The following is a 25,430-nucleotide window of genomic DNA, read 5'->3' as shown; positions in this document are numbered from 1 at the left end:
CTTGATCCACCAGAGGAGCTGCGATGTCCGCACCCGCACTCGACCGCACGCTCGACGAGGCTTCCCTTCAGGCGCACTTCGACGGCGTCATCGCTGCCGGCCACCGGATCGAGCCGCGCGACTGGATGCCGGAGGGCTACCGGAAGACGCTGATCCGGCAGATCGCCCAGCACGCGCACTCGGAGATCATCGGGATGCAGCCCGAGGGTGACTGGCTGCTGGCCGCCCCCAGCCTGCGACGCAAGGCGATCCTGCTGGCGAAGGTGCAGGACGAGGCCGGGCACGGGATGTACCTGTACTCGGCCGCCGAGACCCTCGGCGCCGACCGGGCCGACCTCACCGACAAGCTCATCGAGTCCAGGCAGAAGTACAGCTCAATCTTCAACTACCCGACGCCGACCTACGCCGATGTCGGGGTGATCGGCTGGCTGGTCGACGGCGCGGCGATCTGCAACCAGGTGCCGCTGTGCCGCAGCTCGTACGGGCCCTACGCCCGGGCGATGATCCGGGTCTGCAAGGAGGAGTCCTTCCACCAGCGGCAGGGCTACGAGCTGCTGATGACGATGATGCGCGGCACGCCGGAGCAGCGGGCCATGGTGCAGGACGCCGTCGACCGGTGGTGGTGGCCCTCGCTGATGATGTTCGGGCCGCCCGACGACGACAGCCCCAACTCGGCGCAGTCGATGGCGTGGGGGATCAAACGGCACACCAACGACGAGCTGCGGCAGCGGTACGTCGACATGAGCGTGCCGCAGGCCGAGGCGCTCGGGGTGACCCTGCCCGACCCGGAGCTCGCCCCGGATCCGCAGACCGGCCGCTACCGGTTCGGCGCCATCGACTGGGACGAGTTCAAGCAGGTCATCAGCGGCAACGGCCCGGCCAACGCCGAGCGCATCCGCCGTCGGCGGGCCGCCCGGGACGACAACGCGTGGGTGACCGAGGCGGCCACGGTGTACGCCCACAAGCACGCGGCGGTCTCGGCGTGAGCGACGTGACGGCGGAGGGCGGGCACGGCGCCGTCCCGACCGGGTCGGAGGTGCCCGTCGCACCGAAGGCGGCGACGGCCCGGCGCGACTGGCCGCTGTACGAGGTGTTCGTGCGCGGCAAGCGGGGGCTCAACCATGTGCACGTCGGGTCGCTGCACGCACCGGACGACGAGATGGCGGTGCACGCCGCGCGCGACCTGTACACCCGGCGCAACGAGGGCGTGAGCATCTGGGTGGTGCGCGCGGCCGACATCACCGCGTCCAGCCCGGACGAGAAGGACCCGATGTTCGCCCCGAGCGGCGACAAGGTCTACCGCCATCCCACGTTCTACGAGATCCCCGAGAACGTCCCCCACATGTGAAGGACCGATGGCTGGTTGCCCACCGAGGAGAGGACCGTTGGGATGGGACACGAGGAGACCGTGTACGACGCCCTGGACCACGCCCACGGCGGCGAGGGGCAGTGGGCGTTCGGCACCGGCTTCGACGAGCCGCTGGCCGGCGTCGACACCACCGTTCCGGACGGCGTGGACCCCGCCGACCTGGGTGCCTACTGCCTCATGCTCGGCGACGATGCCCTGGTGCTGGCCCAGCGGCTGACCGAGTGGGTCACCGCCTCCCCGGAGCTGGAGGAGGAGGTCGCCGTCGCGAACATCGCCCTGGACCTGCTCGGCCAGGCCCGGCTGCTGCTGGCCCGGGCGGGCTCGGTCGGCGTGCTGGGCCGCAGCCGTGCGCGGGCGACGGCGAGCATTCCCGACGAGGATGCGCTGGCCTACTTCCGCGACCCCGACGAGTTCCGCAACACCGGCCTGGTCGCGGCGCCGAACGGTGACTTCGGTCGGACGATGGTCCGGCTCCTGGTGGCCGCCACGGTCCGGCTGGCCGTCCTCGCCGAGCTCCGCCGGTCCCGCGACCCGGTCCTGGCCGCGATCGCCGCCAAGGGCGTCAACGAGGTCGCCTACCACCGTGACCACGCCGCCCGCTGGGTGCTGCGACTCGGTGACGGCACCCCCGAGTCGCACCGCCGGGTGCAGGCCGGCGCGGTCGAGGTCTGGCCGCTGCTGGCCGACGTCTTCAGCCCGACGGACGTCGAGCACCGGCTCACCGCCGCCGGTGTCGCCGTCGACCCCTCGACCGTGCGCGGGGAGGTGGTCGAGGTGCTCACCGCCGTGCTCGGGCAGGCCACGCTGCAGGTGCCGGAGTGGCCCGCCGGGACCGTCCCCCGCGGCCGGCTCGGGGAGCACGGTCCCGAGCTCACCGAACTGCTGGGCACGCTGCAGGGGTTGGCCCGGCAGCACCCGGCCGCGACCTGGTGAGGGCCCCCGCACGGGGCCAAAGTCGCGACTTTGGCCCCGGGAGGGCGCGGGTGGTGGCCGAGACGGTCACCGACCCCGAGCTGCCGACGCTCACCCTCGCCGACCTCGGGGTGCTGCGGAACGTTCGGGTCGAGGACGGCACCGTCGTCGTCGAGATCACCCCGACCTACTCCGGCTGCCCGGCGATGGGCGTCATGCGCGCCGACCTGGTCCGTGCGCTACACCGCGCGGGATTCCCCGAGGTCGACGTCCGCACCGTCCTCGCCCCCGCCTGGAGCACCGACTGGATCAGCGAGGAGGGCCGCCGGAAGCTCGCGGCCAGCGGCATCGCCCCGCCCGGCCGGGCTCCGGTGCGCACGCCGGGCCCGGTCCCGCTGCAGCTGGGCCCCTCCCGGCGCACCGCCGCCTGCCCGCTGTGCGGCTCGCCCGACACGGTGGAGCAGAGCGAGTTCGGTGCCACCGCCTGCAAGGCCCTGCGCCGGTGCCGCGCCTGCGGCGAGCCGTTCGAGCACGTCAAGGAGATCTGACCCCGTGACCAGCGCCGAGGCCCCACCCGTCGCTCCCCGGCGCCGGCCGCAGTTCCACCCGCTGCGGGTGGCCAGCGTCGAGCACCTGACCGACGACGCCGTCGCCGTCACCTTCGACGTCCCCGCGGAGCTCACCGAGGACTACCGGTTCCAGCCCGGCCAGGCACTCACCCTGCGGCGGGTGGACGGCGACCGCGACGAGCGCCGCTCCTACTCCATCTGCGCACCCATGGGGGACCCGCCCCGCGTCGGCGTCCGGGAGGTCCCCGGCGGGTTCTTCTCCTCCTACCTGGTGCACGACGTGCGGCCCGGCGACACCATCGACGTGCTGCCGCCCTCGGGCACCTTCACCGCCGACCTGGGCAGCCCCGGCGACCACGTCTTCGTCGTCGCCGGCTCGGGCATCACGCCGGCGCTGTCGCTGGCCGGCACCGTGCTGCGCGACGGGACGTCCACCGTCACCGTCTTCTACGGCAACCGGCGCACCAACACGGTCATGTTCGCCGACGAGCTGGCCGACCTGAAGGACCGCCACGGCCCCCGTCTGCAACTGGTCCACGTGCTCTCCCGTGAGCCCCGCGACACCGAGCTGACCTCCGGCCGGCTGGACGGCGCCCGGCTGCGCACCCTGGTCGGCAACCTGGTCGACGTCGAGCAGGTCGACCACTGGTGGCTGTGCGGCCCGCACGGCATGGTCGACGACGCCCGCGCGCTGCTGGCCGAGCTCGACGTCCCCGCCGGGCGGGTGCACCAGGAGCTGTTCTACGTCGACGACGTCCCCCCGGAGCCGGTCCGCGGCGACGAGGAGACCGTCGCGGGCCCGAGCAGCCAGGTGACCGTCGTCCTCGACGGGCGCTCGACCACCCTGTCCCTGGCCCGGGACGTGCCGGTCCTGGACTCGGCGCAGCAGGTCCGCGGCGACCTGCCGTTCGCCTGCAAGGGCGGGGTCTGCGGCACCTGCCGGGCCCGGGTCACCGAGGGCGAGGTGCGGATGCGCCGCAACTACGCCCTCGAGGCCGCGGAGGTCGAGGCGGGGTACGTGCTCACCTGCCAGAGCCTCCCGGTGTCCGACGCCCTCACCGTCGACTACGACGCCTGACGGCGCGGCTGCCGTCGTGATCCCCGTCCCGGTCGGAGCGGCCGCGGCGCTGGACGTCGTGGTGACGCCGGAGATGACCGTCCGGTTCGACGAGCTCGGGCCCGTGCACCCGGTGTACGCGACGTACTCGATGGCCAAGCACTTCGAGGAGGCCGGGCGGAAGCTGCTGCTGCGGCACCTCGAGCCGGGTGAGGCCGGTATCGGGCGGTCGGTGTCGGTCGAGCACCTGGCGCCGAGCCGGGTGGGCGACGCCGTCCGGGTGACGGCCCGGTGCGTGGAGCTGCGCGGGAACCGGCTCACCTGCGCGTGCCGCGCCGTCGATGCCGGGGGCCGGGAGCTCGGCCGCGGCACGACCGTCCAGACCGTCCTGGCCGAGGAGGCGCTGCAGGCCCGGATCGGCGGGCCGGCGCGCGCGAGCACCCCCCGGGTCGGGTCCGCGACACCCTTGTCCGACCGCCCCGCCGGCCAGGACACTGCCGCCATGGCCTACGAACCCCTCGTCATCGGCAACGGCCCGCGGAAGGTCCTGGCGTTGCCCGGCTGGTTCGGGTCCGCGACCGGCTGGGGACCGTTCGCGGACCTCGTCGACGAGGACCGGTACAGCTACCTCTTCCTGGACTACCGCGGGTACGGCGCGCGCCGCGGCGAGGCCGGCGAGCACACCCTCGCCGAGATCTCGGCGGACGCCCTGGGCGCCGTCGACGCGCTGGGCTGGACCTCCTTCGCCGTGCTGGGCCACTCGATGGGTGGCACGGCAATGCAGCGCGTCCTGCTCGACGCCGGCGACCGGGTGCGCGGACTGATCGGGATCAGCCCGGTCCCGTCCACCGGGGTGCCCCTCGACGAGCAGGCGGACCAGCTCTTCAGCGGCGCCGCGGAGAAGCGGGAAGCCCGCTACGCGATCATCGACATGACCACCGGTGGGCGGCTCAGCAGCACGTGGCTCGACCGCATGGTGCAGTTCTCCTTCGACCAGTCCGATCCGGTCGCGTTCGGCGCCTACCTGGACGCGTGGGCCAGGACCGACTTCTCCGACCAGGTGCAGGGCAACCCCGTCCCGGTCCGGGTGCTCGTGGGCGAGCACGACCCGGCGCTGGGCGCGGCGGTGATGGAGCAGACGTTCCTCCGGCAGTACCCGAACGCCGCGCTGGAGGTGCTGGCCAACGCCGGGCACTACGCCATGTTCGAGACACCGGTGGCGCTGCTGACCGCCGTCGAGCGGTTCCTCGACGAGCTCTGACGGCCGCGGACGTCGGAGCCGCGGCGGTTCCCGCGCTGCGCCCTTGTGACGGCCGGCACACCACCGTAGGGTCGATCCGGTAGGTGAGCGCCCACTCCGCTTATCGAACAGCGCTGGTCGGGCGCAGCTGACGGGAGATCTCGCATGGCAGCCAAGCCCTTCGCGTCGTCGGCCGACCTGGGGCCCAAGGAGCAGACCCTCGAGGTCCTGGCCGACGGCGTGTACGCCCTGACCGCGGAGGGCGACCCGAACCTCGGGGCGATCGAGGGCGAGGACTTCCTGGTCTGCTTCGAGGCCCTGGCCACCCCGGTCGCCGCCCGCCGCTGGCTCGCCCGGCTCCGCGAGCACACCGACAAGCCGGTCCGCTACCTGGTGCTCAGCCACTACCACGCCGTCCGGGTGCTGGGTGCGAGCGCCTTCGACGCCGAGGTGATCGTCAGCTCGGCGCAGACCAGGCACCTCATCGAGGAACGCGGCCAGCAGGACTGGGAGAGCGAGTACGGCCGCATGCCGCGGCTGTTCGAGGAGCCCGACTCCATCCCCGGTCTCACCTGGCCGACGGTGACCTTCCGGGACGAGCTGACCATCTCGCTCGGCGGGAACCGGGGCGAGCTCGTGCTGCAGTTCCTCGGCCGCGGGCACACCGAGGGCGACATCGTGGCCTGGCTGCCCGAGCCGAAGGTGCTGTTCGCCGGTGACCTGGTCGAGTCCCAGGCCGCGCTCTACACCGGCGACGCCTTCCACTTCGACTGGGCCACCGGCACCCTGGACCGGATCAAGGCCCTCGGCGCGGAGCAGCTCATCGGTGGCCGCGGTGCGATCGCCCGCGGCCGCGCGGAGGTGGACGCCGCCATCGAGCAGACCCGCGCCTTCCTGACGACCATGCAGGACACCGTCGGCACCGCGCACCGCGCCGGCGGCACGCTGAAGGAGGCCTTCGAGGCCACCCACGCGGCGCTCGCCCCGAAGTTCGGCTCCTGGCCGATCTTCGAGCACTGCCTGCCCTTCGACGTCCAGCGGCTGTGGGACGAGTTCAGCGGCATCGAACGCCCGGTGATCTGGACCGCTGCCCGGGATCGCCAGGTCTGGGACGAGCTGCAGGGCTGAGCCGGCGATGGCCACCTCCGACAGCCCGGTGGTCGTGCTGGGCTGCGGCCCGGTCGGTCAGACCGCGGCCCTGCTGCTGGCCCGCTGGGGGCTGCGGGTCGTCGTCCTCGACGGCCGGCCGGTCCGGGATCCGGTCGGCAGCAAGGCGATCTGCCAGCAACGTGACGTCCTCGACGTCTGGGACTCCGTCGGGGTGGGTGCCGAGGTGGCCCGCCGGGGCGTCACCTGGACCACCGCCCGGACCTTCCACCGCGACTCCGAGGTCTTCAGCTTCTCCTTCGCCGACCGCGGCCGGTCACCCTTCCCGCCGTTCGTGAACATCTCCCAGTGCGTGACCGAGGAACTGCTGGACCAGCGGATCGCCGGGCAGCCGCTCATCGACGTGCGCTGGGGCCACCGGGTGACCGGTATCGAGCAGGACGACGCCGGCGTCCGCGTGCGCTGCACGACCGCCACCGGCGACGTCGTCGTCCAGGCGTCGTACGTGGTGGCCGCGCCCGGCGCCCGCGCCGACGCCCTGCGGACCGCGTTCGGGCTGACCTTCGAGGGCCAGACCTTCGGCGACCAGTTCCTGATCTGCGACATCCGCACCGACCTCCCGGGCTGGGAGACCGAGCGGCGCTTCTACTTCGACCCGGAGTGGAACCCGGGCCGGCAGGTGCTCATCCATCCGTGCCCCGACTCCACCTTCCGCATCGACTGGCAGGTCCCGCCGGACTTCGACCTCGCCGCCGAGGAGTCCTCGGGTGGGCTGGACCGGCGGATCCGGCAGGTGATCGGCGACCGCCACTACGAGGTCGCCTGGAGGTCGGTGTACCGGTTCTCCTCCCGGATCGTGGACCGGATGCGCGTGGGTCGAGTGCTCGTCGCCGGCGACGCCGCCCACCTGGTCTCCCCGTTCGGCGCCCGGGGGCTGAACTCCGGTGTCCTGGACGCGGAGAACGCTGCCTGGAAGATCGCCTTCGTGCTGCACGGCTGGGCACCGGAAGCGCTGCTGGACAGCTACTCCGACGAGCGGCACGCCGCGGCGGTCGAGAACCTCGAGGTGACCGCGGCGACCATGCGTTTCCTCGTCCCGGGCACCGACGAGGAGGCCCGCCACCGCCGCGACGTCCTGGCGCGGGCCGCCACCGACCCCGACGCCCGGGCGCAGGTCGACTCCGGGCGGCTGGCCGAGCCGTTCTGGTACGTGGACTCCCCGCTGACCACGCCCGACGGGCGCCGCCCCTTCCCCGGGCGACCGCCCCGGGGCGACGTGCCGGCCCCCGCGCCGGGCGTGCTCGTGCCCGACTGCCCGGTCACCGTGCCCGGCCGGCCGGACGTCGTCCGGCTCCGGCAGCTGGCCCGCGAGGGGATCACCGTGCTGGTCGGGGACGACGCCGCGCTCCCGGCGCTGCCCGGGCCGCTCGGCGCTCCGGTCGCCGTCCACCGGATCAGCGACCTCGACGACGGTCCCACCCTGCGCGAGGCGCTGGGCGCCCGCCCCGACGAGCTGTGGGTGCTCCGCCCCGACGCCCACATCGCCGCCGTGCTCACCCGGGCCGATGACGTGGCACCCGCGGTCGCCCGGGCGCTCGCCCGCCCCGTCCCAGCCCCCGTCCCCGCGCTTTAGCCCGAAAAAGCACGGTGCTTGAGCCCGAAGAAGCACGGTGCTTGAGCCCGAAAGGCCCCGAGGAGGAGTTCCGATGGCGTTCTACCGACAGGTGGGCAGCATCCCGCCGAAGCGGCACACCCAGCACCGCCGTTCCGACGGCGGCCTGTACTCGGAGGAGTTGATGGGCGAGGAGGGCTTCTCCTCGGACTCCTCGCTGCTCTACCACGCCGGCATCCCCTCGTCGCTGGTCGACGCCCGCCCCTGGGACCTGCCCGACCAGACCGTCCGGGCGAACACCCCGCTGGTGCCCCGGCACCTGAAGCTGCACGACCTGTTCCCCGGCGAGGAGCCCAAGGCCGTCGACCCGGTGTGCGGCCGGCGGCTGGTGCTGGGCAACGCCGACGTGCGGATCTCCTACGCCGTCTCGGCCCTGACCAGCCCGTACTACCGCAACGCCACCGGCGACGAGTGCGTCTACGTCGAGCGCGGGACGGCGACGGTGGAGACCGTGTTCGGCGTGCTCGAGGTCGGGCAGGGTGACTACGTGGTCATCCCGCGGGCCACCACCCACCGCTGGGTGCCCACCGGCGGCGAGCCGCTGCGCACCTACGTGATCGAGGCCGGCTCCCACATCGCGCCACCCAAGCGATACCTGTCCAGGTACGGCCAGTTCCTCGAGCACGCCCCGTACTGCGAGCGGGACCTGCGGGGGCCGGTCGAGCCGCTGACCGTCGAGGGCAGCGACGTCGAGGTCTACGTCAAGCACCGCGGCGACGGGCCCGGTGGGCTGGCCGGCACCGTGCACGTCGTACCCGAGCACCCCTTCGACGTCGTGGGCTGGGACGGCTGCCTGTACCCCTACGCGTTCAACATCGCCGACTTCGAGCCGATCACCGGCCGGGTGCACCAGCCTCCGCCGGTGCACCAGGTGTTCGAGGGGCAGAACTTCGTGATCTGCAACTTCGTGCCGCGCAAGGTCGACTACCACCCGCTGGCGGTGCCGGTGCCCTACTACCACTCCAACGTCGACTCCGACGAGGTGATGTTCTACGTCGACGGCGACTACGAGGCCCGCAAGGGGTCGGGCATCGGGCGGGGCTCGATCTCCCTGCACCCGGGCGGGCACTCCCACGGCCCGCAGCCCGGCGCGGTCGAGCGCTCCCTGGGCGCGGAGTACTTCGACGAGACCGCCGTCATGGTCGACACCTTCCACCCGCTGGGCCTGGGCGAGGCCGGCACCGCCTCCGACGACGGCACGTACGCCTGGTCCTGGTCCGGCCGGGGCCCCACGGCGGCACCGCCACCCCCTCTAGGGTGACCGGCAACGATCTGGAGAGGACGGCGATGCCGGCAGCGGATGGCGCGGGCGCACCGCAGTCGCAGACGCTGGACCGCGGGCTCCGCATCCTGGAGCACCTGGCCACCGTGGGCGCGGCCCAGCCGATCATGGCGGTTGCCCAGGCGGTGGGGTTGCACCGCTCGATCGCCTACCGGCTGCTGCGCACGCTGGAGGACCACCAGCTCGTCGACCGGGATGTGGCGGGGCACTACCGGCTCGGCCTCGGCATGGCCGGACTGGCGCGCGGCGTGCGGGGCAACTTGCAGACGGCCGCACTCCCCCGGCTGGACGCGCTCGTCGCGGAGCTGGGCATGACCGCCTTCCTCGTGGTCCGTGCCGGGAACGAGGCGGTGACCGTGGTCAGCGTGGAGCCGCACGACACGGCGGCGCACGTGGTCTACCGGCCCGGCACCCGGCACCCGGTCGGGCGGGGAGCGCCCGGGCTCGCCCTGCTGATGCCCGAGCCCTCCGCCGCCGACGACCGGGCTTCCCTCCAGCAGGCCCGCCGGACCGGCTGGGCGACGTCCCACGGTGAGGTGATCCCGGGGATCCGGTCGATCGCTGCCCCGGTGCGCGGCCCCGACGGGGGGGCCCGCGCCGCCCTCGCGGTGGTGTTCGTGGACGAGGGCGTGGACGCCGTCCGCGTCGGTACCGCGGTGTCCTCAGCGGCGGACCAGGTGGCCGTGAGCCTCCGCTGACGACGTCAGCGGAGGCCGGCGTCCGCCGCGGTGTCCGTGGCCGGCGGCGGTTTCCCCCCACCGTCGGCGCTGACGCCGCCACCGAGGAAGGCCGCGGTGACCCGCGGATCCGCTGCCAGCGTCGCGGCAGCCCCGTCGAGGACCACCCGCCCCCGGTCCATCACGTACACGTGGTCGGCCACGGCGAAGGCGGCACGGGCGTTCTGCTCCACGGCGACGAGGGTGAGCCCGTCGTCCCGGAGCCGGCCGAGCGCGGCGAAGATCTCGCCGACCAGCCGCGGCGCGAGCCCGACACTGGGCTCGTCGAGGACCAGCACCCGCGGCTGGGCCATCAGGCCCCGCGCGATGGCCAGCATCTGCTGCTCGCCGCCGGACATCGTTCCGGCGGCCTGCTGCAGGCGCGGCTGCAGCCGGGGGAACAGCTCCAGCGCCCGGTCGCGCGCGTGGGCGCGTTCGGCCGCCGGTCTCCGCCGGCGGGTGTACGCGCCGAGCACCAGGTTGTCCTCGACGCTGAGCGACGGGAACACCAGCCGGTTCTCCGGCACGTGGGCCAGCCCGGCCCGGGCCAGCCGTTCGGGGCCGTACCCGGTGACGTCGGCGCCGGCCAGCGTGACGGTGCCCCCGCTGACCGGGATCAGCCCGGAGAGCGCACGCAGCAACGTCGTCTTGCCGGCCCCGTTGGCCCCGATGACGGCGACCAGCCGGCCTTCCGCTGCGTCGAGGTCGACGCCGTGCAGCACCGACAGCCGGCCGTACCCGGCCACCAGGCCCCGGACCGTCAGGCTCATCGGAGCTCCCCCGGCCCCGTCTCGGCCACCGCGACGGCACTGCTGTCCTCCGGCTCGACGCCGAGGTAGGCCGCGACGACGGCCGGATCGTGCCGCACCTCCTCGGGCGCGCCCAGGGCGATGCGCACGCCGTCCTCCAGCACGGCGACCCGGTCGGCGAGGGCGAGCACGGCCTCCACGTCGTGCTCCACGAGCACGATGGCCATCCCGCCGGCACGCAGCCGCCGCAGCAGCCGGGCCAGGTCGCGGCGCTCGGCGCCGGACAGGCCGGCCATCGGCTCGTCGAGCAGCAGCAGGTCGGGCTCGAGTGCCAGGGCGCGGGCCACCTCGACCAGCCGCTGGCGGCCGAAGGGCAGGTCGACGGCGAGCCGGTCGGCATCCGGCCCGAGCCCGAGGAGGTCGAGCAGCTCGCGCGCCGATGCCTCCAGCGCCCGCTCCTCGCGCCGGGCGGGCAGCACGAGGGCGGCGCCTAGCAGGCCCGTGCGGCTGCGCAGGTGGCGGCCGACCATGACGTTCCCGAGCACCGTGGCCGAGGTGAAGATCTGCAGGTTCTGGAACGTGCGGGTGGCGCCGGCCCGGGCGAAGACGTGCGGCTTGCGGCCCTCCACCCGCATGCCGGCCATCGTCACCGTGCCCGCGGTGGGGTCGACCGCTCCGCTGATCATGTTGAAGGCGGTCGTCTTGCCGGCACCGTTGGGCCCGATCAGCGCGACGATCTCGCCGGCGTGCACGGTGAGGTCGAAGTCGTCGACCGCCGTGACGCCGCCGAAGCGCTTGGTCAGCCCGGAGACCTCCAGCAGCGGTGTGCCGGCGACCGGACGGCCCTCGCGGGCCAGGAGCGGGCTCTCGTCCGGTGGCGGCGCGACGGCGTCCGCGGTCGCGTCCGCGTCCGCCGGGGGCCCACCACCCTCGAGGTCGGATCCGGACAGCCGGCGACGAGCCGTGGTCCAGAGCTGGTGCAGCCCACCGGGCAGGAAGATCATGATGGTGGTCAGCAGGATGCCGAAGCCGATCAGCTGCACCTCCCCCACCGCACCGGGCACCAGTTCGGGGATCAGCCGGCGGAGTCCGTCGTCCAGCCCCTCGACGGCGAAGGCCCCGATGACCGCGCCGTAGACGGTGCCGACCCCGCCGAGCACCGCCATCAGCAGGAAGGAGACCGAGAGCGGGAAGTTGGCCGTGTTGGGGTTGACCACCCCGAGCCAGTGGGCGAAGGCCGTGCCGGCGACGCTGGCGTAGGCCGCCGAGAGCACGAAGACCTGCACCCGCAGCCGGAAGGTGTCGACCCCGAGGGACTCGGCGGCGACCTCGGAGTCGTTGACGGCGCCGAGGGCCCGGCCGATCCGGCTCTCCACCACGTTGCGGGCGAGCAGCAGGCCGAGCAGCACCACGGGGACCAGCAGCAGGAAGTACTCGGTGGTGGAGTCGTAGGTCCGGCCGTTGAACTCGGGCTTGGCGATGCCGAAGATGCCCGAGGTCGCGCCCAGGAAGTCCGATTCGGTGGCCAGGACGGTGACGATGATCCCGAACCCCAGCGTGGCCAGCGCGAGGTAGTGCCCGCGGAGCCGCAGCAGGGGCAGCCCCACCAGCAGCGCCACCGTCATGGTCACCGCCACCGCGGCCACGGAGGCGAGCAGCGCGCCGACCTCGTACCGGGTCACCAGCACGGCCTGGGTGTAGGCACCGATGGCGAAGAACCCGGCCTGCCCGAGGCTGACCTGGCCGGCCAGCCCCATCAGCAGAGACAGGCCCAGGGCCGCCAGGGAGTAGATCAGCGCGTACACCCCGACGTTGGTGAGGCCGGGCGGGGCGAACAGGGCCAGGGCCACCAGCAGGACGGCGATGACCGTGATGCCGATGACGTCGCCACGGCGGGAGCGGCGACGGTGCGGCCCGGGCAGGCGCAGCGCGGGACGTGCCACGGGTCAGACCCTCGCTTCCGCGTGCCGCCCGAACACCCCGGAGGGACGGGCCACGAGCACCACGATCAGCAGCAGGAACGCCACCGCGTCCCGCAGGCCGGTGCTGATGTACCCGGCGGTGAGGTTCTCGAGCACCCCGAGCAGCAGCCCGCCCAGCACCGCGCCGCGGACGGAGACCAGGCCACCGAGCGTCGCGGCGACGAAGCCCTTGAGGCCGAGCGTGAGGCCGGATTCCCACGAGGTGAAGTAGATCGGGCTCGCCAGGACGCCGGCCACGGCGCCGACGCAGCCGGCGATGAGGAAGGCCATCAGCGAGGCCCGGCCCAGCGAGATACCCACCAGCCGGGCGGCCACCGGCTGCTCGGCGCACGCGCGCAGCGACTTGCCGGCCAGGGTGTGGTCGTAGAACCAGTAGACGGCGGACGCGACCACTGCGGCGATCGCGAGGATCCACAGCTCCTGGTAGCGGATGCTCACCCCGGCGACGGTGAACCCACCGGGCGTGAAGGGCGTCAACCCCTCGGCGTTCGGACCGAAGACCAGCAGCATGAGCGCCTTCAGGGCGGTGGAGACGCCCAGCGTCAGGATGAGCGACACCAGCGTCGTCATCCGCTTGACCGGGCGGATCGTCAGCCGCTCCATCAGGACGGCGACGATGGCGACGGTGGCCAGCGCGACGGCCGCCGCCGCGGGCAGCGGGAGCCCGCTGCCCACGGCGGAGATGGCCACCAGCCCGGCGAGGGCCGCGAACTCGCCCTGCGCCAGGTTGATGACCCCGCTGACGGTGAAGACCGAGACGAAGCCGATCGCGATCAGCGCGTAGACAGCGCCCTGGCTCAACCCCGCGAAGACCAGTTGCAGGAGGTCCGTCACGGGTCGGTCAGTTGCCCTGGTCGGGCAGCAGCGTCCAGTCGCCGTTCTCGACGGTGACGAGGACGAGCGCGTCCTTGGCCAGGCCCGAGTGGTCCTCCGGCGTCATGGTGAAGATTCCGCTGATCCCGACGAAGTCCTCCACGCCCTCGAGCTCGTCGCGCAGCGCCTGCGGGTCGGTGCCCGCCTCGCGCAGCGCATCGACGGCCAGGTGCCACCCGTCGTAGGCGTGGCCGGCGAACGTGGACGGCTCCTCGCCGTACTCGGCGGTGTAGTCCTCGACGAACGCGGTGATGACCTCCTGCTGCGGGTCGTCCTCGGGGAGTTGCTCGGCGACCACGAGGCGGCCCAGGGGGGCGACCAGCCCGTTCGCGGACTCACCGGCGGTGTCGAGGAACACCTGGTTGCCGATGCCGTGGCTCTGCATGACCGGGGTGGTGAGACCCAGCTGGGCGTAGGCGCGCTGGGCGAGCCCGGCCGCCGGCGGGATGCCCCAGATGACGTTCACGTCCGCTCCGGCATCGCGCAGGTTGACCATCTGGGCGGTGAAGTCCGTGGCGTCGGGCGCGAACCGCTCGACGGCCACCACGGAGATGCCCGCCTCCGCGCCGACCTCGTCGAACATCTCCTGGACGCCCTCACCGAAGCCGGAGGCATCCCGGGCCAGCCCGATGGTGGACCAGCCCTGGTCGGCCATGTACTCGATCATCCGCTCGATGACCACCCGGTCGTTCTGCGCGCTCTTGAAGACCCATTCCGACCCGTCGACGATCGCCTGGTTCGCCGCCAGGGAGATCATCGGGGTCTGGCTGGACTCGGCGATCGGGCGCATGGCCAGGCTCGGGCCGGTGCGGCTGGCACCGAGCACGATGTCGACCTGGTCCTGGTTGACCAGCTTGTTCATCACCTGGGCGGCGCCGTCCTCGGTGGACTGGTTGTCCTCGATGATCAGCTCGACCTCGCGGCCGTCGATCCCGCCCTCGGCCTGGAGCTGCTCGGCGAGCAGCTCCAGGGTCTGGCGTTCGGGCACGCCGAGCGAGGCGCCGGCGCCGGTGATGTCGAGCACCGCGCCGATCTTGATGGGGCCCGACTCATCCGCCGGGCCGGCGTCGCCGCCGCTGTCGGCCGACTCGGAGCAACCGGCGAGGACGAGGGTCACCGCCGCGGCGACGACTGCCACACGCGCTGTCGCGGTCTTGCACCTCACGAGGACCTCCTGCGAGCGACGATTCGATGATCGGACACGCCGTTCGATGGGCGCTCCACACTGGCAGCGGAGTGTGGCACAGATCTCACCCGGCCCTCTAGAAGTTGCCCCGCTTCTCCTGTTCCCGCTCGATCGCCTGGAACAGCGCCTTGAAGTTGCCGATGCCGAAGCCCAGCGAGCCGTGCCGCTCGATGAGCTCGAAGAAGACCGTGGGGCGGTCGCCGACCGGCTTGGTGAAGATCTGCAGCAGGTAACCGTCCTCGTCCCGGTCGACCAGGATGCCGCGTTGCTGCAGCTGCTCGATCGGCACCCGGACGTCGCCGATGCGGGCCCGCAGCGCCGGGTCCTCGTAGTAGGAGTCCGGCGTGGCCAGGAACTCGACGCCCTCGGCCCGGAGCGCGTCGACCGTGGTGACGATGTCGTTGGTGGCCAGCGCGACGTGCTGCGCTCCCGGGCCGCCGTAGAACTCGAGGTACTCGTCGATCTGCGACTTCTTCCTGCCCGCGGCGGGCTCGTTGAGCGGGAACTTCACCCGGTGGTTGCCGTTGGAGACGACCTTGCTCATCAGCGCCGAGTAGTCGGTGGCGATGTCCTCGCCGACGAACTCGGCCATGTTCGTGAAGCCCATGACCCGGTTGTAGAAGTCGACCCACCGGTCCATGGCGCCCAGTTCGACGTTGCCCACGACGTGGTCCACCGCCTGGAAGAGGCGCTTCGGCGCACCCTCCCGCTTGACGTGCGACGACACCCGGGCGACGTACCCGGGGAGGTAGGGCCCGGTGTAGCCCGACCGGTCGACCAGCGTGTGCCGGGTGTCGCCGTAGGCGGCGATGGCGGCGAGCCGGACGGTGCCGTGCTCGTCGCTGACGTCGTGCGGCTGCTCGAGGACCGTGGCGCCCTGCGCGGCAGCGTGGGCGATGCACCGGTCGACGTCGGGCACCGAGAGCGCGATGTCGACGATCCCGTCGCCGTGCGCGCGGTGGTGGTCGGCGAGCGGGCTGGCCGGGTCGTAGGCGCCGGTGACCACGAAGCGCGCGGCGCCGGACCTCAGCACGAACGCGTGGTGGTCGCGGTTACCCGTCTCCGGCCCGGAGTAGGCGACCAGCTCCATGCCGAAGGCGGACTGGAAGAAGTGGGCGGTCTGGGTGGCGTTGCCCGCGACCCAGACCAGCGCATCCCAGCCCGAGACCGGGAAGGGGTCGGTCGAGGCGTCGTACTCGACCAGGCCGACCAGCTGCTTGAGCTGGTCGACGCCGAGCTCGGCGAGGCGTTCCTCGTCGTTCAGTGTCTGTTCCAGGGTCATGTCCGCATCCCTTTCGCGCAGCTCCGTCCGGCAATGCTGTCGCCACTGCACTCCGACCTGCGACACTGCGCAAGCAGCGCTGCCGGCCATGGTCAACCTGACCATCGCGAACAGCGACCCGGCCCAGAAGCTGCGCAGGATGCACAGTCGGCCGGCCGGACACCCGCGAGCGTGAGGAGCCCCGAATGGCCGACCGGCGGGCGTTGGACGCCCTCGACGTCGCCCTGCTGACCGCGCTGCGCGAGCACCGGCGAGCCGGGGACCTGGAGTTGTCGCGGATCACCGGCGTCGCCCGGGCGACGGTCACCGCGCGGCTGGAGCGGCTGGAGGCCGCCGGCGTCGTGACCGGCTACGGGCCCGACGTCGACGTGTCGGCGGCGGGCTTCGGGGTCCAGGCGTTCGTCACGCTGGAGATCGCCCAGGGGGCGATCGACGCGGTCACCCGCGACCTGGAGGCGATCCCCGGGGTGCTCGAGGCCCATGCCACCACCGGCGTGGGCGACGTGCTGTGCCGGGTGGCCGCCCGCTCGCACGAGGCGCTCCAGCAGACGCTCGTCGACCTCAACCGCTCCTCGGCGGTGGTCCGTTCGACCAGCGTCGTCGCGCTGTCGGAGATCGTGCCCTGGCGGACCCTGCCCCTCCTGGAGACGGCGGCCGCGCCCAGCGCCGGCCGGTCGGCCATGCGCCGGGCCGGCGCTCCGGTCACGCCGGACAGGTGAGCCCGGGAGCGTGGGCGGTCAGCGCGGGCCGTCGACGGCCCCGTGGTCGGCGATGCGGGTGGCGACGTCCGCCCGGAGGGCCTTCTTGTCGATCTTGCCGACCTTCGTGGTGAACAGCTCGGCCACGATCTCCAGGCGCTCGGGCCACTTGTAGCGGGCGACGCCGGCGCCGGCCATCGAGCCGCGCACGTCCTCCAGGGTCAGCGACGTGCCGGGCTTGAGGACGGCGTAGACGCAGACCCGCTCCCCCAGCTCGTCGTCGGGCATCGCCACCGCGGCGACCTGGGCGACCTGCGGGAGCTGGTAGACGAGGTTCTCGACCTCCTCGGCGCTGATCTTCTCGCCACCGCGGTTGATCATGTCCTTGTCCCGGCCCTCGACGACGAGGTTCCCGTCGGGACGGCGGCGGACGATGTCGCCGCTGCGGTACCAGCCGTCCGGAGTGAAGGCGCGGGCGTTCTGCTCGGCCGCCCGGTAGTACCCGCGCGGCGTGTACGGGCCGCGGGTCAGCAGCGACCCGGGCGCGCCCCCGGGCACGTCGCGGTCCAGATCGTCGACCACCCGCACCTCGTCACCGGGGCTCAGCGGCCGGCCCTGGGTGGTGCAGACAACGTCCTCGGGATCGTCCAGGCGGGTGTAGTTGAGCAGGCCCTCGGCCATCCCGAACACCTGCTGCAGCCGCGCGCCCAGGACCGGGCGCACCTGCCGGGCGATCTCGTCGGCCAGCCGCGCCCCGCCGACCTGGAGCAGCCGCAGGCTGCGCAGCTGCTCCGCGCCCTGCTCGGCCGCGTGCAGCAGCCACCGCTGCGCCACGGCCGGCACGGCCGCGGTGACGGTGACGCCCTCGGCCTCGATCGTGGCGAACGCCCGTTCGGGCTCCGGCGAGGCGAGCATGACCACCCGGCCGCCGGCCAGCAGCGCGCCGAGGATGCCGGGGCAGGCCAGCGGGAAGTTGTGCGACGCCGGCAGGGACGTCAGGTAGACGGTGTCCGCGTCGAGCCCGCACAGCTGCGCGCTGGCGCGTGCGTTGTAGGCGTAGTCGTCGTGCGTGCGGGCGATCAGCTTGGGCAGGCCGGTGGTGCCGCCGGAGAGGAGGAAGACCGCGACGTCGCGGCTGCCGGGCGGGTCGTCGTCCCACCGGGCGCGCGCGGCGGCCGGGTCGGCCGGCTCCCCGCACAGCTCCGTCAGGCCGGTGGACCCGGGGAGCACGTCGTCGCCCACCACGAGCACGTGCCGCAGCGTCGCGGCGCCCGCGGCCAGCTCGGTGCCCAGCTGCTGGTGGTCGAAGCCGCGGAGCACGCCGGGCACCGCGAGTGCCGCCGCCTCGCTGTGGTCGACCAGGTAGGCCAGCTCGTGCCGGCGGTGCGCCGGCAACGCCATCACCGGGACGATCCCGGCGCGCAGGCAGGCCAGCGTCAGGACGACGAACTCCCAGCAGTTCGGGAGCTGGACGACCACCCGGTCGCCCCGGACGAGGCCGAGCTCGTCGACCAGCCGACCGGCCAGGGCATCGGCGCGGGCGGTCAGCGAACGGTGGCTCAGCCGGACGTCCCCGTCGACCAGGGCGACGGCGTCGGCCCGGGCGTCGGCCGCGGCCCACAGCTCGGCGCCGAGGGACAGCCCGCGCCACCAGCCCGCCTCGACGTACTCCCGGGCCAGGTCCTCGGGCCACGGGACGACGCCGGCGGCGATCGGTGCGGGCGTGCGGTGCTCGGCCATGTCAGTGCCCCTCCGTGCGTGAGGTGGGATCATCCAGCGTCAGGACGGCGTCCAGCGCGAGCAGCCCGTCCGCGGTGACCCGCAGCGGGTTGATCTCGACCGCCTCGATGCGGTCGTGCTGCACGAGCAGGTCGCCGAGCGCGGCCAGCACCGCCCCGAGCGCCGCGCGATCGGCGACCGGGCCGCCGCGGAAGCCGTCGAGCAGCGCGCGGCCGGCCAGCTCGTCGGCCAGGCCGGCGGCGTCGGCCGCGGACAGCGGCGCGGGGGCCACGGCGACGTCGGCGAGCGCCTCGGCCACGACCCCGCCCAGCCCCAGCAGCACGATCGGGCCGAACACCGGATCACGGGAGGCGCCGACCAGGAGGTCGACGCCGGCCGGCGCCATCGACTCGACCAGGAAGCGGCGGGCACCTCCCGCCTCCAGTGCGTCCAGCGCGGTGTCCAGGTCGGTGGCGTCGCGGATGCCCAGATGGACTCCCCCCACGTCCGACTTGTGGGTGACCGCGGCGTCGAGCAGCTTCACCGCCAGCGGCCGTGGCAGCTCGGCCAGGGCACGGTGCGCGGCGGCCCGGTCGGCGCACGCCCGCCGCGGCGGCGTCGGGACACCGAGCCGGCCGATCAGCTCCTTGGCCTGGTCCTCGTCCAGGTCCTCGTCCAGGTTCCCGGTCAGGTCCACGGTGAGCCCCGGCCCGGTCGGCCCCACCTGCGCGCGGCGACCGGCCCGGTCCTGCGCGCGGGCGTCCTCGACCAGCGCGGCCACGGCGGCCGTCAGGCCGGCCGGGCTGGTCAGCGAGGGGATGCCGAGCCGGCGCAGCGCCGCCCGCTGCGGCTCCACCTGGTGCGGGGGCCCGCCGATGCCGACGACCAGCGGGCCGGACCCGGCGGCGGCGACCGCGGCCGGCAGGTCCAGCGCGTCGGGCTCGGCGAGGGCGTAGACGCTCACCAGGTCGACGGCCGGGTCCGCGGCCACGGCGGCGAGCACCTCGCCGAACTCCTTGCCGGGGCGTCCGGTGTCGACCGGGTTGGCCTGGTAGGTCAGTGGCGGCAGCAGCTCGGCGAGCCGGTCCCGGGTCGGCGGGGCGAGCTCGGGGATCGCGACACCGCGGCCGTGCAGTCCGTCGACGTGCAGCAGGCCCGGGCCCGCCTGCGCCGTCACCACCCCGACGCCCGGTGCCGCGGCGGGCGGCAGCCGGAGCACCGAGAGCGCGGTGACGGCGTCGACCAGCTGCCGTTCGTCGTCGACGAGCACGGCGCCGGCCTGGCGGAGCGCGGAGCGCGTCGTCCGCCAGGACGTCGCCAGCGCACCGGTGTGCGACCGCGCGAAGTCGGCGACGTCGTTGCGGCCGACCACCAGCGCGACGACCGGTATGCGGGCGCTCACCGCGCGGACCGCGGCCATCAGGGCCGGCCCGTCGGAGACGGACTCGACGTGCAGCGCGACCGCCCGCGTGCCGGGGTCGTCCGCGAGGTGGGTCAGGACGTCGGCGGCGGTGACGTCGACCGCATTCCCCAGGCCCACGGCCAGGGACACCCCGGCGCCGGCCGCCGCGAGGTGGAAGGCCAGCGCGTGGTTCACCCCGCCGCTGGCGGCCACCACGGCCACCTGCCCGGCCGGGACGGCGGCCGCCCCGGGGACGAAGGAGGCGATCAGCCCGCGGGCCGGGGCGAGGAACCCGGATGTGTTCGGGCCGAGCAGCGCCACGCCGGCCTCCGCCGCCGCCGTCACCAGGTCCTGCTGGTGGCCGATCCCCGGCCCCCCGGCCTCGGCGTACCCGCCGGAGCAGACCAGCGCCGCGCGGACACCGGCCGCGGCGGCGTCGGTCAGCGCCGCGGCCGAGACGGCCGCCGGAACGCACAGCACGGCGAGGTCGATCGCCTGCCCCGTGGCCGCTACCGCGTCGGCCACGCCGGCGTAGCGGGCGGCGGCCGGGTCGACGTCCCGCTGGTTGACCCCGACCACCGGGCCGGGGAAACCGGCGAGCGAGCGCGCCATCACCGCGCCCAGCTTCGTGGCGTCGCGGGAGGCCCCGATCACCGCGATGCCCCGGGGCGCGAAGAGCGGCTGCAGCCGCCCGCTGCCGGCCGTCATGACGGCACCGCCGCGGTGCCGACCAGGTCGGTGCGGCCGGAGAGGACGGCGGTGGTCGCTCCGTCGTCGTCCAGGGGCCCGTCCTCGATGGCGAGGGTGACCGCGCCGAGGCCCAGTCGGGCCTCCTCGCACAGCAGGCGGCGGGTCAGCGCCGTCCCGCCGCGGACGGCCACCAGCGCGGCGCCGGCCGCGATACCCGCGGCGACGGCGTCCAGCGCGGCCGGAAGGCCGGCCTCGGCATCGGGCGCGTCCACGGCGAGCGCCCACTCCCCGTCCCCGGCAGGCTCGGCACGGAGGGGCAGGGTTCCGGTGGGCGTCCGGATCACCCCGTCCCCGACCGGCACGACCCGGCCGGGCAGCCGGTGGGCGCCCACGGTGAGCTCGCTGGTCAGCGGCTCGCCGCCGTGCTCGGCACGCCAGCGCCGGTGCACGTCGGCGACGAACGACGCGTCACGCCGGCGCAGCCTGCCGTCGGTCAGCGCACGGGTGAAGAAGTGGTAGGCGAACTGCCACGGCGGGAGCGTGTCGTAGGAGCGGCCGAAGTGCTCCCACCACGACAGGCTCGGGCGGGCGGAGTCCTGGATCTTGGCCACCTGCGGCTGCCGGGCGGCCTCGTACTCCGCGAGGGCCGCGTCGAGGTCGCCGGGGTGCGCGTCGAGGGCGGCCACCAGCGCCACGCCGTCCTCCATCGCCATCTTGGTTCCGGAGCCGACCGAGAAGTGGGCGGTGTGGGCGGCGTCGCCGAGCAGCGCCACCGCGGTCCCGCCGACGCGGTGCCGCCAGCGTGCGGCCCGCAGGGTGCGGAAGTTGCCCCACCGGGAGTTGTTCACCAGCAGCGGATGCCCGTCGATCTGCCCGGCGAAGAGCTGCTCGAGGTAGGCCCTGGTCTTCTCGTCGCTGGGACCCGGCGGCCGGCTGGTGTCGAACTCGTCCAGCCCGGCGGCGCGCCAGGACTCCTCGTCGGTCTCCACGATGAACGTCGAGATTCCGTTGCCGATCGGGTAGCCGTGGACGGCGAACACCCCGTGCGGGCCGCGCTCGTGCACGAACGTGAGCCCCTCGAACGGGTAGGTGGTGCCGAACCAGATGAACTTGGCGGTCGCCGTCTCGGACGAGGGCCCGAAGACGTCGGCGAAGCGCTCGCGGAACCGGGAGTTGGCGCCGTCGGCCGCGACGACGAGGTCGTGGCCCTCGGCGAGCAGGTCGTCGGCGCGCACCTCGGTGGAGAACCGCACGTCGACCCCGGCGTCGATGGCCCGCTGCTGCATGAGGGACAGCAGCGTCTTGCGTTCCACCGCCGCCATCCCGTTGCCGGCGCAGCTCAGCCGCTCGCCGCGCAGCCGTACCTCGATCGGGTCCCAGTGCACGCCGTGCTCGGTGAGGGCCGTGCGGAGCACGGGGTCGGCGGCGTGGATGCCGGCCAGCGTGGCGTCGGAGAAGACGACGCCGAAGCCGAAGGTGTCCTCCGCCCGGTTCCGCTCGTAGACGGTGACGTCCCGGGACGGGTCCGAGGTCTTGGCCAGCGTGGCGGCGAACAGGCCACCGGGCCCGGCACCGAGCACCGCGATCCGCATCGTTCCCCCTGGGATGTGTGTCATTCGATTGACGTGTGACGTCATACTGGCACAAAGCCCATCCCAGCACACCCGCCCCCCGAGAGGCCGGCCAGCGTGAAGCCCCGCACCATCGTCTTCGACCTCTTCGGCGACCACCTGCGCTACACCGGTGGTGAAGCCCGGCTGCAGGCGCTGAGCGAACTGCTCGAGGTCTTCGGCGTCGGCGAGAGCACCACCCGCGTGGTGCTGGCCCGGATGCGCCGGGAGGGCTGGTTCGACACCCGCCGGGACGGCCGGCCCACCATCTACTCCCTGACGCAGCAGAGCTGGCGGCTGCTCGACGAGGGGCGCACCCGCATCTTCGACCGGCGGCGCGAACCCTGGGACGGCGAGTGGCGCATGGTGATCTACGGCGTCGCGGAGCCCGATCGCCCCGAACGGGAACGCCTACGCCGCACCCTCACCTGGCTCGGGTTCGGTCCGCTGGCGGCCGCCACCTGGGTCAGCCCCCACCCCCGGCTGGACGACGTCGACCGGGCACTCGGCGAGACCTCGGCCCTCCGCCTGGACCTGCTCACCTGCCGCACCCGGGGGCGGGACGGCGACCGCGAGATGGCCGCCCGCTGCTGGGACCTCGACGGGCTGGGCCGGGACTACGCAGAACTGGTGGAGTCGCTCCGGGCGCTCCCGCCGGTCGACGCCCTGGCCGGCATGGCGGGCCGGGACGCGTTGCGGCTGCGGGTGCAGCTGGTCTCCTCCTACCGCACCTTCCCCTTCCGCGACCCCGACCTCCCCGCGGAGCTGCTGCCCGAGGGTTGGCCGGGGCGCACCGCGCACGACCTGTTCGTCCGGGCGCACGACGCGCTCGCCGCACCGGCGGACGGCTACGTCCGCACGGTGCTGGAGCGGCACTCGGGCTGACGCCGGGCGCCCGCGGTCACTCCGGCGGGGCGAGGGGCGCGTAGCGCAGTTCGAACCAGACGGTCTTCTCGGTGGTGGACCGACGCCGGCGGGTGCCCCAGCGTTCGGTCAGCGCGCTGACCAGCTGCAGCCCGCGCCCGTGCTCGGAGGTGACCGCGGGCGTCCGCAGCACGGGGAGCCCGGGGTCGGTGTCCGTGACGCCGATCCACAGCCGCCCCTCGTCCGGGAACAGCTGGAACTCCACGACGAACCCGCCCCCGCCGGCATGACGCACGGCATTGGTCGCGAGCTCGGAGACCAGCAGCGCCGCGGTCTGGCACAGGGCCACGGGTACCTGGTCCAGCGCCTCGGTGACGTAGCGGCGTGCGGCCGGTACCGAGCCCGGCCACGCGGGGAACGTCTGGGCGGGCATCTCAGGCCCCGTCCAGGCCGAAGCGGCCGGCCAGGCCCAGGACCTCGATGACCCGGCGCACCGGCTCGGTGGCCGAACGGGTCCGCACCTGCTGGAAGTGGTTGGCGATCCGGACGAGCACCGCGACCCCGGAGGAATCGAGGAAGGTCAGGTCGGTGAGCTCCAGCACCACTGGCTGCGGCCGGCGGGCCAGCAGCCCGTCCAGCGGCGCGGCCACGTCCGGCAGGCTGGCGAGGTCGAGCTCGCCGGCCAGCTCGACCATCAGGCTGCCCCCGGTGCCCGTGGAGACGTCGAGCCGCGCCCGCGACCCACCGGTCAACTCCATCGCAACCCCAGCAGCACGGTGTCGTCCTTGTTCCCCTCGGTGACGAGCTCGCCGAGCAGATCGTCCAGCATCCCCTCCAGGGGCCTCGACCCGGCATCGGCCGCGGCGGCCCGCAACCTCTCCAGGCCGGTGTCGATGGTCTCTCCCCGGCGCTCCACCGCACCGTCGGTGAAGGCCACGAGCGTGGCCGCCGTGGTCACGGGCACCACCGTGGCCGGCGCCGGTCTGGCAGCCGACACGCCGACCGGCGGAGCGACCGGGCAGTCCAGCATCGTCGCCCGACCGTCGGTGACCAGCACCGGAGCGAAGTGCCCGGCAGAGACCAGGCGCAACCGACCGACGGTCGCATCGAGCTCGCCGAGGAGCACGGTGGCGAACTGGTGGTCGGTCCCGATGTCGAGCAGGCCGCGCAGCCGGGACAGCACCTCCTCGATGTCATGCCCCTCGGCGACGTAGGCGCGGACGGCGAAGCGCAACGCGGCCATCGTCGTCGCCGCGGGCAGCCCCCGACCGGAGACGTCGCCGACGACGAACACGCAGCAGCCGGGGCCACGGGCGATGACGTCGTACCAGTCGCCGCCGACCTCGAGCTCGTCCACGCCCGCGACGTAGCGGGCAGCGACCTCGACGCCGCGGATCTCCGGGACGACCGGCAGCAGCGCGTGCTGGAGCGTTCCGGCGATGCCGCGCTGCTGGCGGTACAGCCGCTCGTTCTCGGCGGCCAGCCGCTCGGCGACGGCCCGGCGCCGGGACACGTACTCGAGCGTCATCCCCCCGCCGACGGCGAGCACGCCGCCGACGCCGAGCACGATCCAGGGCAGGGCGGCGGACAGGGCACCGGTCAGGTGGGTCCGGGAGGCGCCGACGACGGTGAGCGAGGTGTTCCCGAACGGCACCGTCGTCGTCTCGGTGGTCCCGCGGATGGGGATGGGCACGGTCGACTGCAGCAGATTCTCGGGCTCGCCATCCTCACCGAGGTAGATCGCGAGGTCGAGCGCGGACAGCGGCGAGCCCTCCGGCACGGTCAGCCGGCGGTCCGGCGGCAGCGGTGCCTCGGCGTAGACCACCAGGTCGGTGTTGGGCTCGGCCGGCATCAGCGCGTACGCCAGCCGGTCCGGCTGTCCCGGAAGGATGCCCAGCATCACCAGCTCCCCGGTCGGCTGCAGCCCGGCGAGGGAGTCCGCTCCGTCCTCCGGTAGCAGCGGCGGGACCCCCTGCTGAGCCAGTTGTTCGGCCTGCCCGTCGGCGACCCGCCACAACGAGAGCGACTGGCCGGTCTCGTCCAGCTGCCGGTCGGCGAACCGGGCGAACGCTCCTGGGTCCGCCTCGGTGGCGGTGGCCACCAGCCCCATGTCGGCCAGCTGGACCTGGAGGACCGTCGCCTCGTTGCCGAGCAGCGTGCCGACCTGGGCGAGCTGACGGCGGAGCAGGCTCTGCTCGCTGTTGGCGTTGGCCTGCCAGGTGAGGAAGCTCAGTGCCACCGTGGTCACCAGCAGCAGCAGCGCGACGACGACGCTGAGCGGGCGAGGCGCGGGCTTGAGCATGTCGGGGCGACCCTATCCCCCGCGCGCAGGCAGCCCGGGGACCTCGCCGTCGGTCAGGTGCGCGTCGACACGACGCCGCCGGCGCCCGCCCGAGATCGCCCGAGATCGCCCGCGAGCCGCCCCCGGGGCGCGAGCTCGAGCACCGGACT

General features: G+C 73.8%; 23 protein-coding genes. 12 read left to right on the top strand and 11 right to left on the bottom strand.

What is annotated here, in order from left to right; genetic code table 11:
- Positions 1-23 precede the first annotated feature (23 nt).
- The 10 genes from paaA to ACYVG5_RS07215 all read left to right on the top strand — a co-directional run bounded on the left by paaA (position 24) and on the right by ACYVG5_RS07215 (position 9,906).
- On the top strand, positions 24-986 hold the full coding sequence (paaA, locus tag ACYVG5_RS07260; protein WP_222044440.1) for a 1,2-phenylacetyl-CoA epoxidase subunit PaaA: 963 nt from the start codon (positions 24-26) through the stop codon (positions 984-986).
- Positions 983-1,348: a 1,2-phenylacetyl-CoA epoxidase subunit PaaB gene (gene paaB / locus ACYVG5_RS07255; protein WP_460683065.1), complete on the top strand. Its 366-nt coding sequence runs from the start codon at positions 983-985 to the stop codon at positions 1,346-1,348. Before paaA ends, paaB begins: the two co-directional genes overlap by 4 nt.
- A gap of 42 nt (positions 1,349-1,390) precedes the next feature.
- Positions 1,391-2,302 carry a 1,2-phenylacetyl-CoA epoxidase subunit PaaC gene (gene paaC / locus ACYVG5_RS07250; RefSeq protein WP_222044438.1) on the top strand — a complete coding sequence of 304 codons (912 nt, stop codon included), beginning with the start codon at positions 1,391-1,393 and terminating at the stop codon, positions 2,300-2,302.
- A gap of 50 nt (positions 2,303-2,352) precedes the next feature.
- Complete coding sequence (gene paaD, locus ACYVG5_RS07245; protein ID WP_222044436.1) at positions 2,353-2,829, top strand: 1,2-phenylacetyl-CoA epoxidase subunit PaaD; 477 nt, start codon at positions 2,353-2,355, stop codon at positions 2,827-2,829.
- Between the two features lie 4 nt (positions 2,830-2,833).
- Positions 2,834-3,928: a 1,2-phenylacetyl-CoA epoxidase subunit PaaE gene (gene paaE, locus ACYVG5_RS07240; protein WP_460683064.1), complete on the top strand. Its 1,095-nt coding sequence runs from the start codon at positions 2,834-2,836 to the stop codon at positions 3,926-3,928.
- A gap of 16 nt (positions 3,929-3,944) precedes the next feature.
- A complete protein-coding gene (locus tag ACYVG5_RS07235; protein WP_460683063.1) occupies positions 3,945-5,168 on the top strand; it encodes a thioesterase, FlK family in 1,224 nt (407 codons plus the stop codon).
- A 144-nt stretch (positions 5,169-5,312) separates the two neighbouring features.
- The gene (locus tag ACYVG5_RS07230) at positions 5,313-6,275 is read left to right on the top strand and encodes an MBL fold metallo-hydrolase (RefSeq protein WP_222044434.1); all 963 of its coding nucleotides are present in this window, start codon (positions 5,313-5,315) and stop codon (positions 6,273-6,275) included.
- Between the two features lie 7 nt (positions 6,276-6,282).
- Positions 6,283-7,887, top strand: coding sequence for an FAD-dependent monooxygenase (locus ACYVG5_RS07225; RefSeq protein ID WP_222044432.1), 1,605 nt, complete (start codon positions 6,283-6,285; stop codon positions 7,885-7,887).
- Between the two features lie 73 nt (positions 7,888-7,960).
- Entirely contained in the window at positions 7,961-9,187 is a 1,227-nt protein-coding gene (locus tag ACYVG5_RS07220; protein WP_222044431.1) for a homogentisate 1,2-dioxygenase, read from the top strand.
- Positions 9,184-9,906, top strand: coding sequence for an IclR family transcriptional regulator (locus ACYVG5_RS07215; RefSeq protein ID WP_460683062.1), 723 nt, complete (start codon positions 9,184-9,186; stop codon positions 9,904-9,906). Before ACYVG5_RS07220 ends, ACYVG5_RS07215 begins: the two co-directional genes overlap by 4 nt.
- 5 nt (positions 9,907-9,911) lie before the next feature.
- On the opposite strand, the gene ACYVG5_RS07210 is transcribed toward ACYVG5_RS07215, so the two are convergent.
- The 5 genes from ACYVG5_RS07210 to hppD form a co-directional block, all read right to left on the bottom strand.
- Complete coding sequence (locus ACYVG5_RS07210) at positions 9,912-10,694, bottom strand: ABC transporter ATP-binding protein (protein ID WP_222044430.1); 783 nt, start codon at positions 10,692-10,694, stop codon at positions 9,912-9,914.
- Positions 10,691-12,616 carry a branched-chain amino acid ABC transporter ATP-binding protein/permease gene (locus ACYVG5_RS07205; protein ID WP_222044429.1) on the bottom strand — a complete coding sequence of 642 codons (1,926 nt, stop codon included), beginning with the start codon at positions 12,614-12,616 and terminating at the stop codon, positions 10,691-10,693. Before ACYVG5_RS07205 ends, ACYVG5_RS07210 begins: the two co-directional genes overlap by 4 nt.
- Positions 12,617-12,619: 3 nt before the next feature.
- The gene (locus tag ACYVG5_RS07200; RefSeq protein WP_222044428.1) at positions 12,620-13,489 is read right to left on the bottom strand and encodes a branched-chain amino acid ABC transporter permease; all 870 of its coding nucleotides are present in this window, start codon (positions 13,487-13,489) and stop codon (positions 12,620-12,622) included.
- A 7-nt stretch (positions 13,490-13,496) separates the two neighbouring features.
- Complete coding sequence (locus ACYVG5_RS07195) at positions 13,497-14,693, bottom strand: ABC transporter substrate-binding protein (RefSeq protein WP_222044427.1); 1,197 nt, start codon at positions 14,691-14,693, stop codon at positions 13,497-13,499.
- Between the two features lie 97 nt (positions 14,694-14,790).
- Positions 14,791-15,996 carry a 4-hydroxyphenylpyruvate dioxygenase gene (gene hppD, locus ACYVG5_RS07190; RefSeq protein ID WP_222044426.1) on the bottom strand — a complete coding sequence of 402 codons (1,206 nt, stop codon included), beginning with the start codon at positions 15,994-15,996 and terminating at the stop codon, positions 14,791-14,793.
- A gap of 185 nt (positions 15,997-16,181) precedes the next feature.
- On the opposite strand from hppD, the gene ACYVG5_RS07185 reads away from it, so the two are divergent.
- Positions 16,182-16,715, top strand: a complete 534-nt coding sequence (locus tag ACYVG5_RS07185; protein WP_222044425.1) for an Lrp/AsnC family transcriptional regulator — start codon at positions 16,182-16,184, stop codon at positions 16,713-16,715.
- An 18-nt stretch (positions 16,716-16,733) separates the two neighbouring features.
- Here ACYVG5_RS07185 and ACYVG5_RS07180 read toward each other — a convergent pair whose 3' ends face one another.
- From ACYVG5_RS07180 to ACYVG5_RS07170, 3 genes are read right to left on the bottom strand one after another with little or no spacing between them, the layout of a single operon-like run.
- Positions 16,734-18,434, bottom strand: coding sequence for a (2,3-dihydroxybenzoyl)adenylate synthase (locus ACYVG5_RS07180; protein WP_222044424.1), 1,701 nt, complete (start codon positions 18,432-18,434; stop codon positions 16,734-16,736).
- A 1-nt stretch (position 18,435) separates the two neighbouring features.
- On the bottom strand, positions 18,436-20,523 hold the full coding sequence (locus tag ACYVG5_RS07175) for an acetate--CoA ligase family protein (protein ID WP_222044423.1): 2,088 nt from the start codon (positions 20,521-20,523) through the stop codon (positions 18,436-18,438).
- Complete coding sequence (locus ACYVG5_RS07170) at positions 20,520-22,097, bottom strand: FAD-dependent monooxygenase (RefSeq protein ID WP_222044422.1); 1,578 nt, start codon at positions 22,095-22,097, stop codon at positions 20,520-20,522. Before ACYVG5_RS07170 ends, ACYVG5_RS07175 begins: the two co-directional genes overlap by 4 nt.
- A 96-nt stretch (positions 22,098-22,193) precedes the next feature.
- On the opposite strand from ACYVG5_RS07170, the gene ACYVG5_RS07165 reads away from it, so the two are divergent.
- Positions 22,194-23,000 carry a PaaX family transcriptional regulator gene (locus ACYVG5_RS07165; RefSeq protein WP_222044421.1) on the top strand — a complete coding sequence of 269 codons (807 nt, stop codon included), beginning with the start codon at positions 22,194-22,196 and terminating at the stop codon, positions 22,998-23,000.
- Between the two features lie 16 nt (positions 23,001-23,016).
- Here the strand turns inward: ACYVG5_RS07165 and ACYVG5_RS07160 are convergent, their stop codons facing one another.
- Genes ACYVG5_RS07160 through ACYVG5_RS07150 form a run of 3 tightly spaced genes read right to left on the bottom strand, consistent with a single transcriptional unit; the run spans position 23,017 to position 25,281 of the window.
- A complete protein-coding gene (locus ACYVG5_RS07160) occupies positions 23,017-23,412 on the bottom strand; it encodes an ATP-binding protein (protein WP_222044419.1) in 396 nt (131 codons plus the stop codon).
- A gap of 1 nt (position 23,413) precedes the next feature.
- The gene (locus tag ACYVG5_RS07155; protein WP_222044418.1) at positions 23,414-23,737 is read right to left on the bottom strand and encodes an STAS domain-containing protein; all 324 of its coding nucleotides are present in this window, start codon (positions 23,735-23,737) and stop codon (positions 23,414-23,416) included.
- Positions 23,728-25,281, bottom strand: coding sequence for a PP2C family protein-serine/threonine phosphatase (locus tag ACYVG5_RS07150; protein ID WP_222044417.1), 1,554 nt, complete (start codon positions 25,279-25,281; stop codon positions 23,728-23,730). Before ACYVG5_RS07150 ends, ACYVG5_RS07155 begins: the two co-directional genes overlap by 10 nt.
- Between the last annotated feature and the right edge of the window lie 149 nt (positions 25,282-25,430).

The organism is Modestobacter lapidis (assembly GCF_054780755.1).
This window is presented reverse-complemented; position numbering and strand designations above follow the sequence as displayed.

Bases quoted from the DNA above. Each gene is read 5' to 3' on its own strand.
- paaA (WP_222044440.1), top strand. From the start codon at position 24: ATGTCCGCACCCGCACTCGACCGCACGCTCGACGAGGCTTCCCTTCAG.
- paaC (WP_222044438.1), top strand. From the start codon at position 1,391: ATGGGACACGAGGAGACCGTGTACGACGCCCTGGACCACGCCCACGGC.
- ACYVG5_RS07230 (WP_222044434.1), top strand. From the start codon at position 5,313: ATGGCAGCCAAGCCCTTCGCGTCGTCGGCCGACCTGGGGCCCAAGGAG.
- ACYVG5_RS07225 (WP_222044432.1), top strand. From the start codon at position 6,283: ATGGCCACCTCCGACAGCCCGGTGGTCGTGCTGGGCTGCGGCCCGGTC.
- ACYVG5_RS07220 (WP_222044431.1), top strand. From the start codon at position 7,961: ATGGCGTTCTACCGACAGGTGGGCAGCATCCCGCCGAAGCGGCACACC.
- ACYVG5_RS07210 (WP_222044430.1), bottom strand. From the start codon at position 10,694: ATGAGCCTGACGGTCCGGGGCCTGGTGGCCGGGTACGGCCGGCTGTCG.
- hppD (WP_222044426.1), bottom strand. From the start codon at position 15,996: ATGACCCTGGAACAGACACTGAACGACGAGGAACGCCTCGCCGAGCTC.
- ACYVG5_RS07185 (WP_222044425.1), top strand. From the start codon at position 16,182: ATGGCCGACCGGCGGGCGTTGGACGCCCTCGACGTCGCCCTGCTGACC.
- ACYVG5_RS07180 (WP_222044424.1), bottom strand. From the start codon at position 18,434: ATGGCCGAGCACCGCACGCCCGCACCGATCGCCGCCGGCGTCGTCCCG.
- ACYVG5_RS07175 (WP_222044423.1), bottom strand. From the start codon at position 20,523: ATGACGGCCGGCAGCGGGCGGCTGCAGCCGCTCTTCGCGCCCCGGGGC.
- ACYVG5_RS07170 (WP_222044422.1), bottom strand. From the start codon at position 22,097: ATGCGGATCGCGGTGCTCGGTGCCGGGCCCGGTGGCCTGTTCGCCGCC.
- ACYVG5_RS07160 (WP_222044419.1), bottom strand. From the start codon at position 23,412: ATGCCCGCCCAGACGTTCCCCGCGTGGCCGGGCTCGGTACCGGCCGCA.
- ACYVG5_RS07155 (WP_222044418.1), bottom strand. From the start codon at position 23,737: ATGGAGTTGACCGGTGGGTCGCGGGCGCGGCTCGACGTCTCCACGGGC.
- ACYVG5_RS07150 (WP_222044417.1), bottom strand. From the start codon at position 25,281: ATGCTCAAGCCCGCGCCTCGCCCGCTCAGCGTCGTCGTCGCGCTGCTG.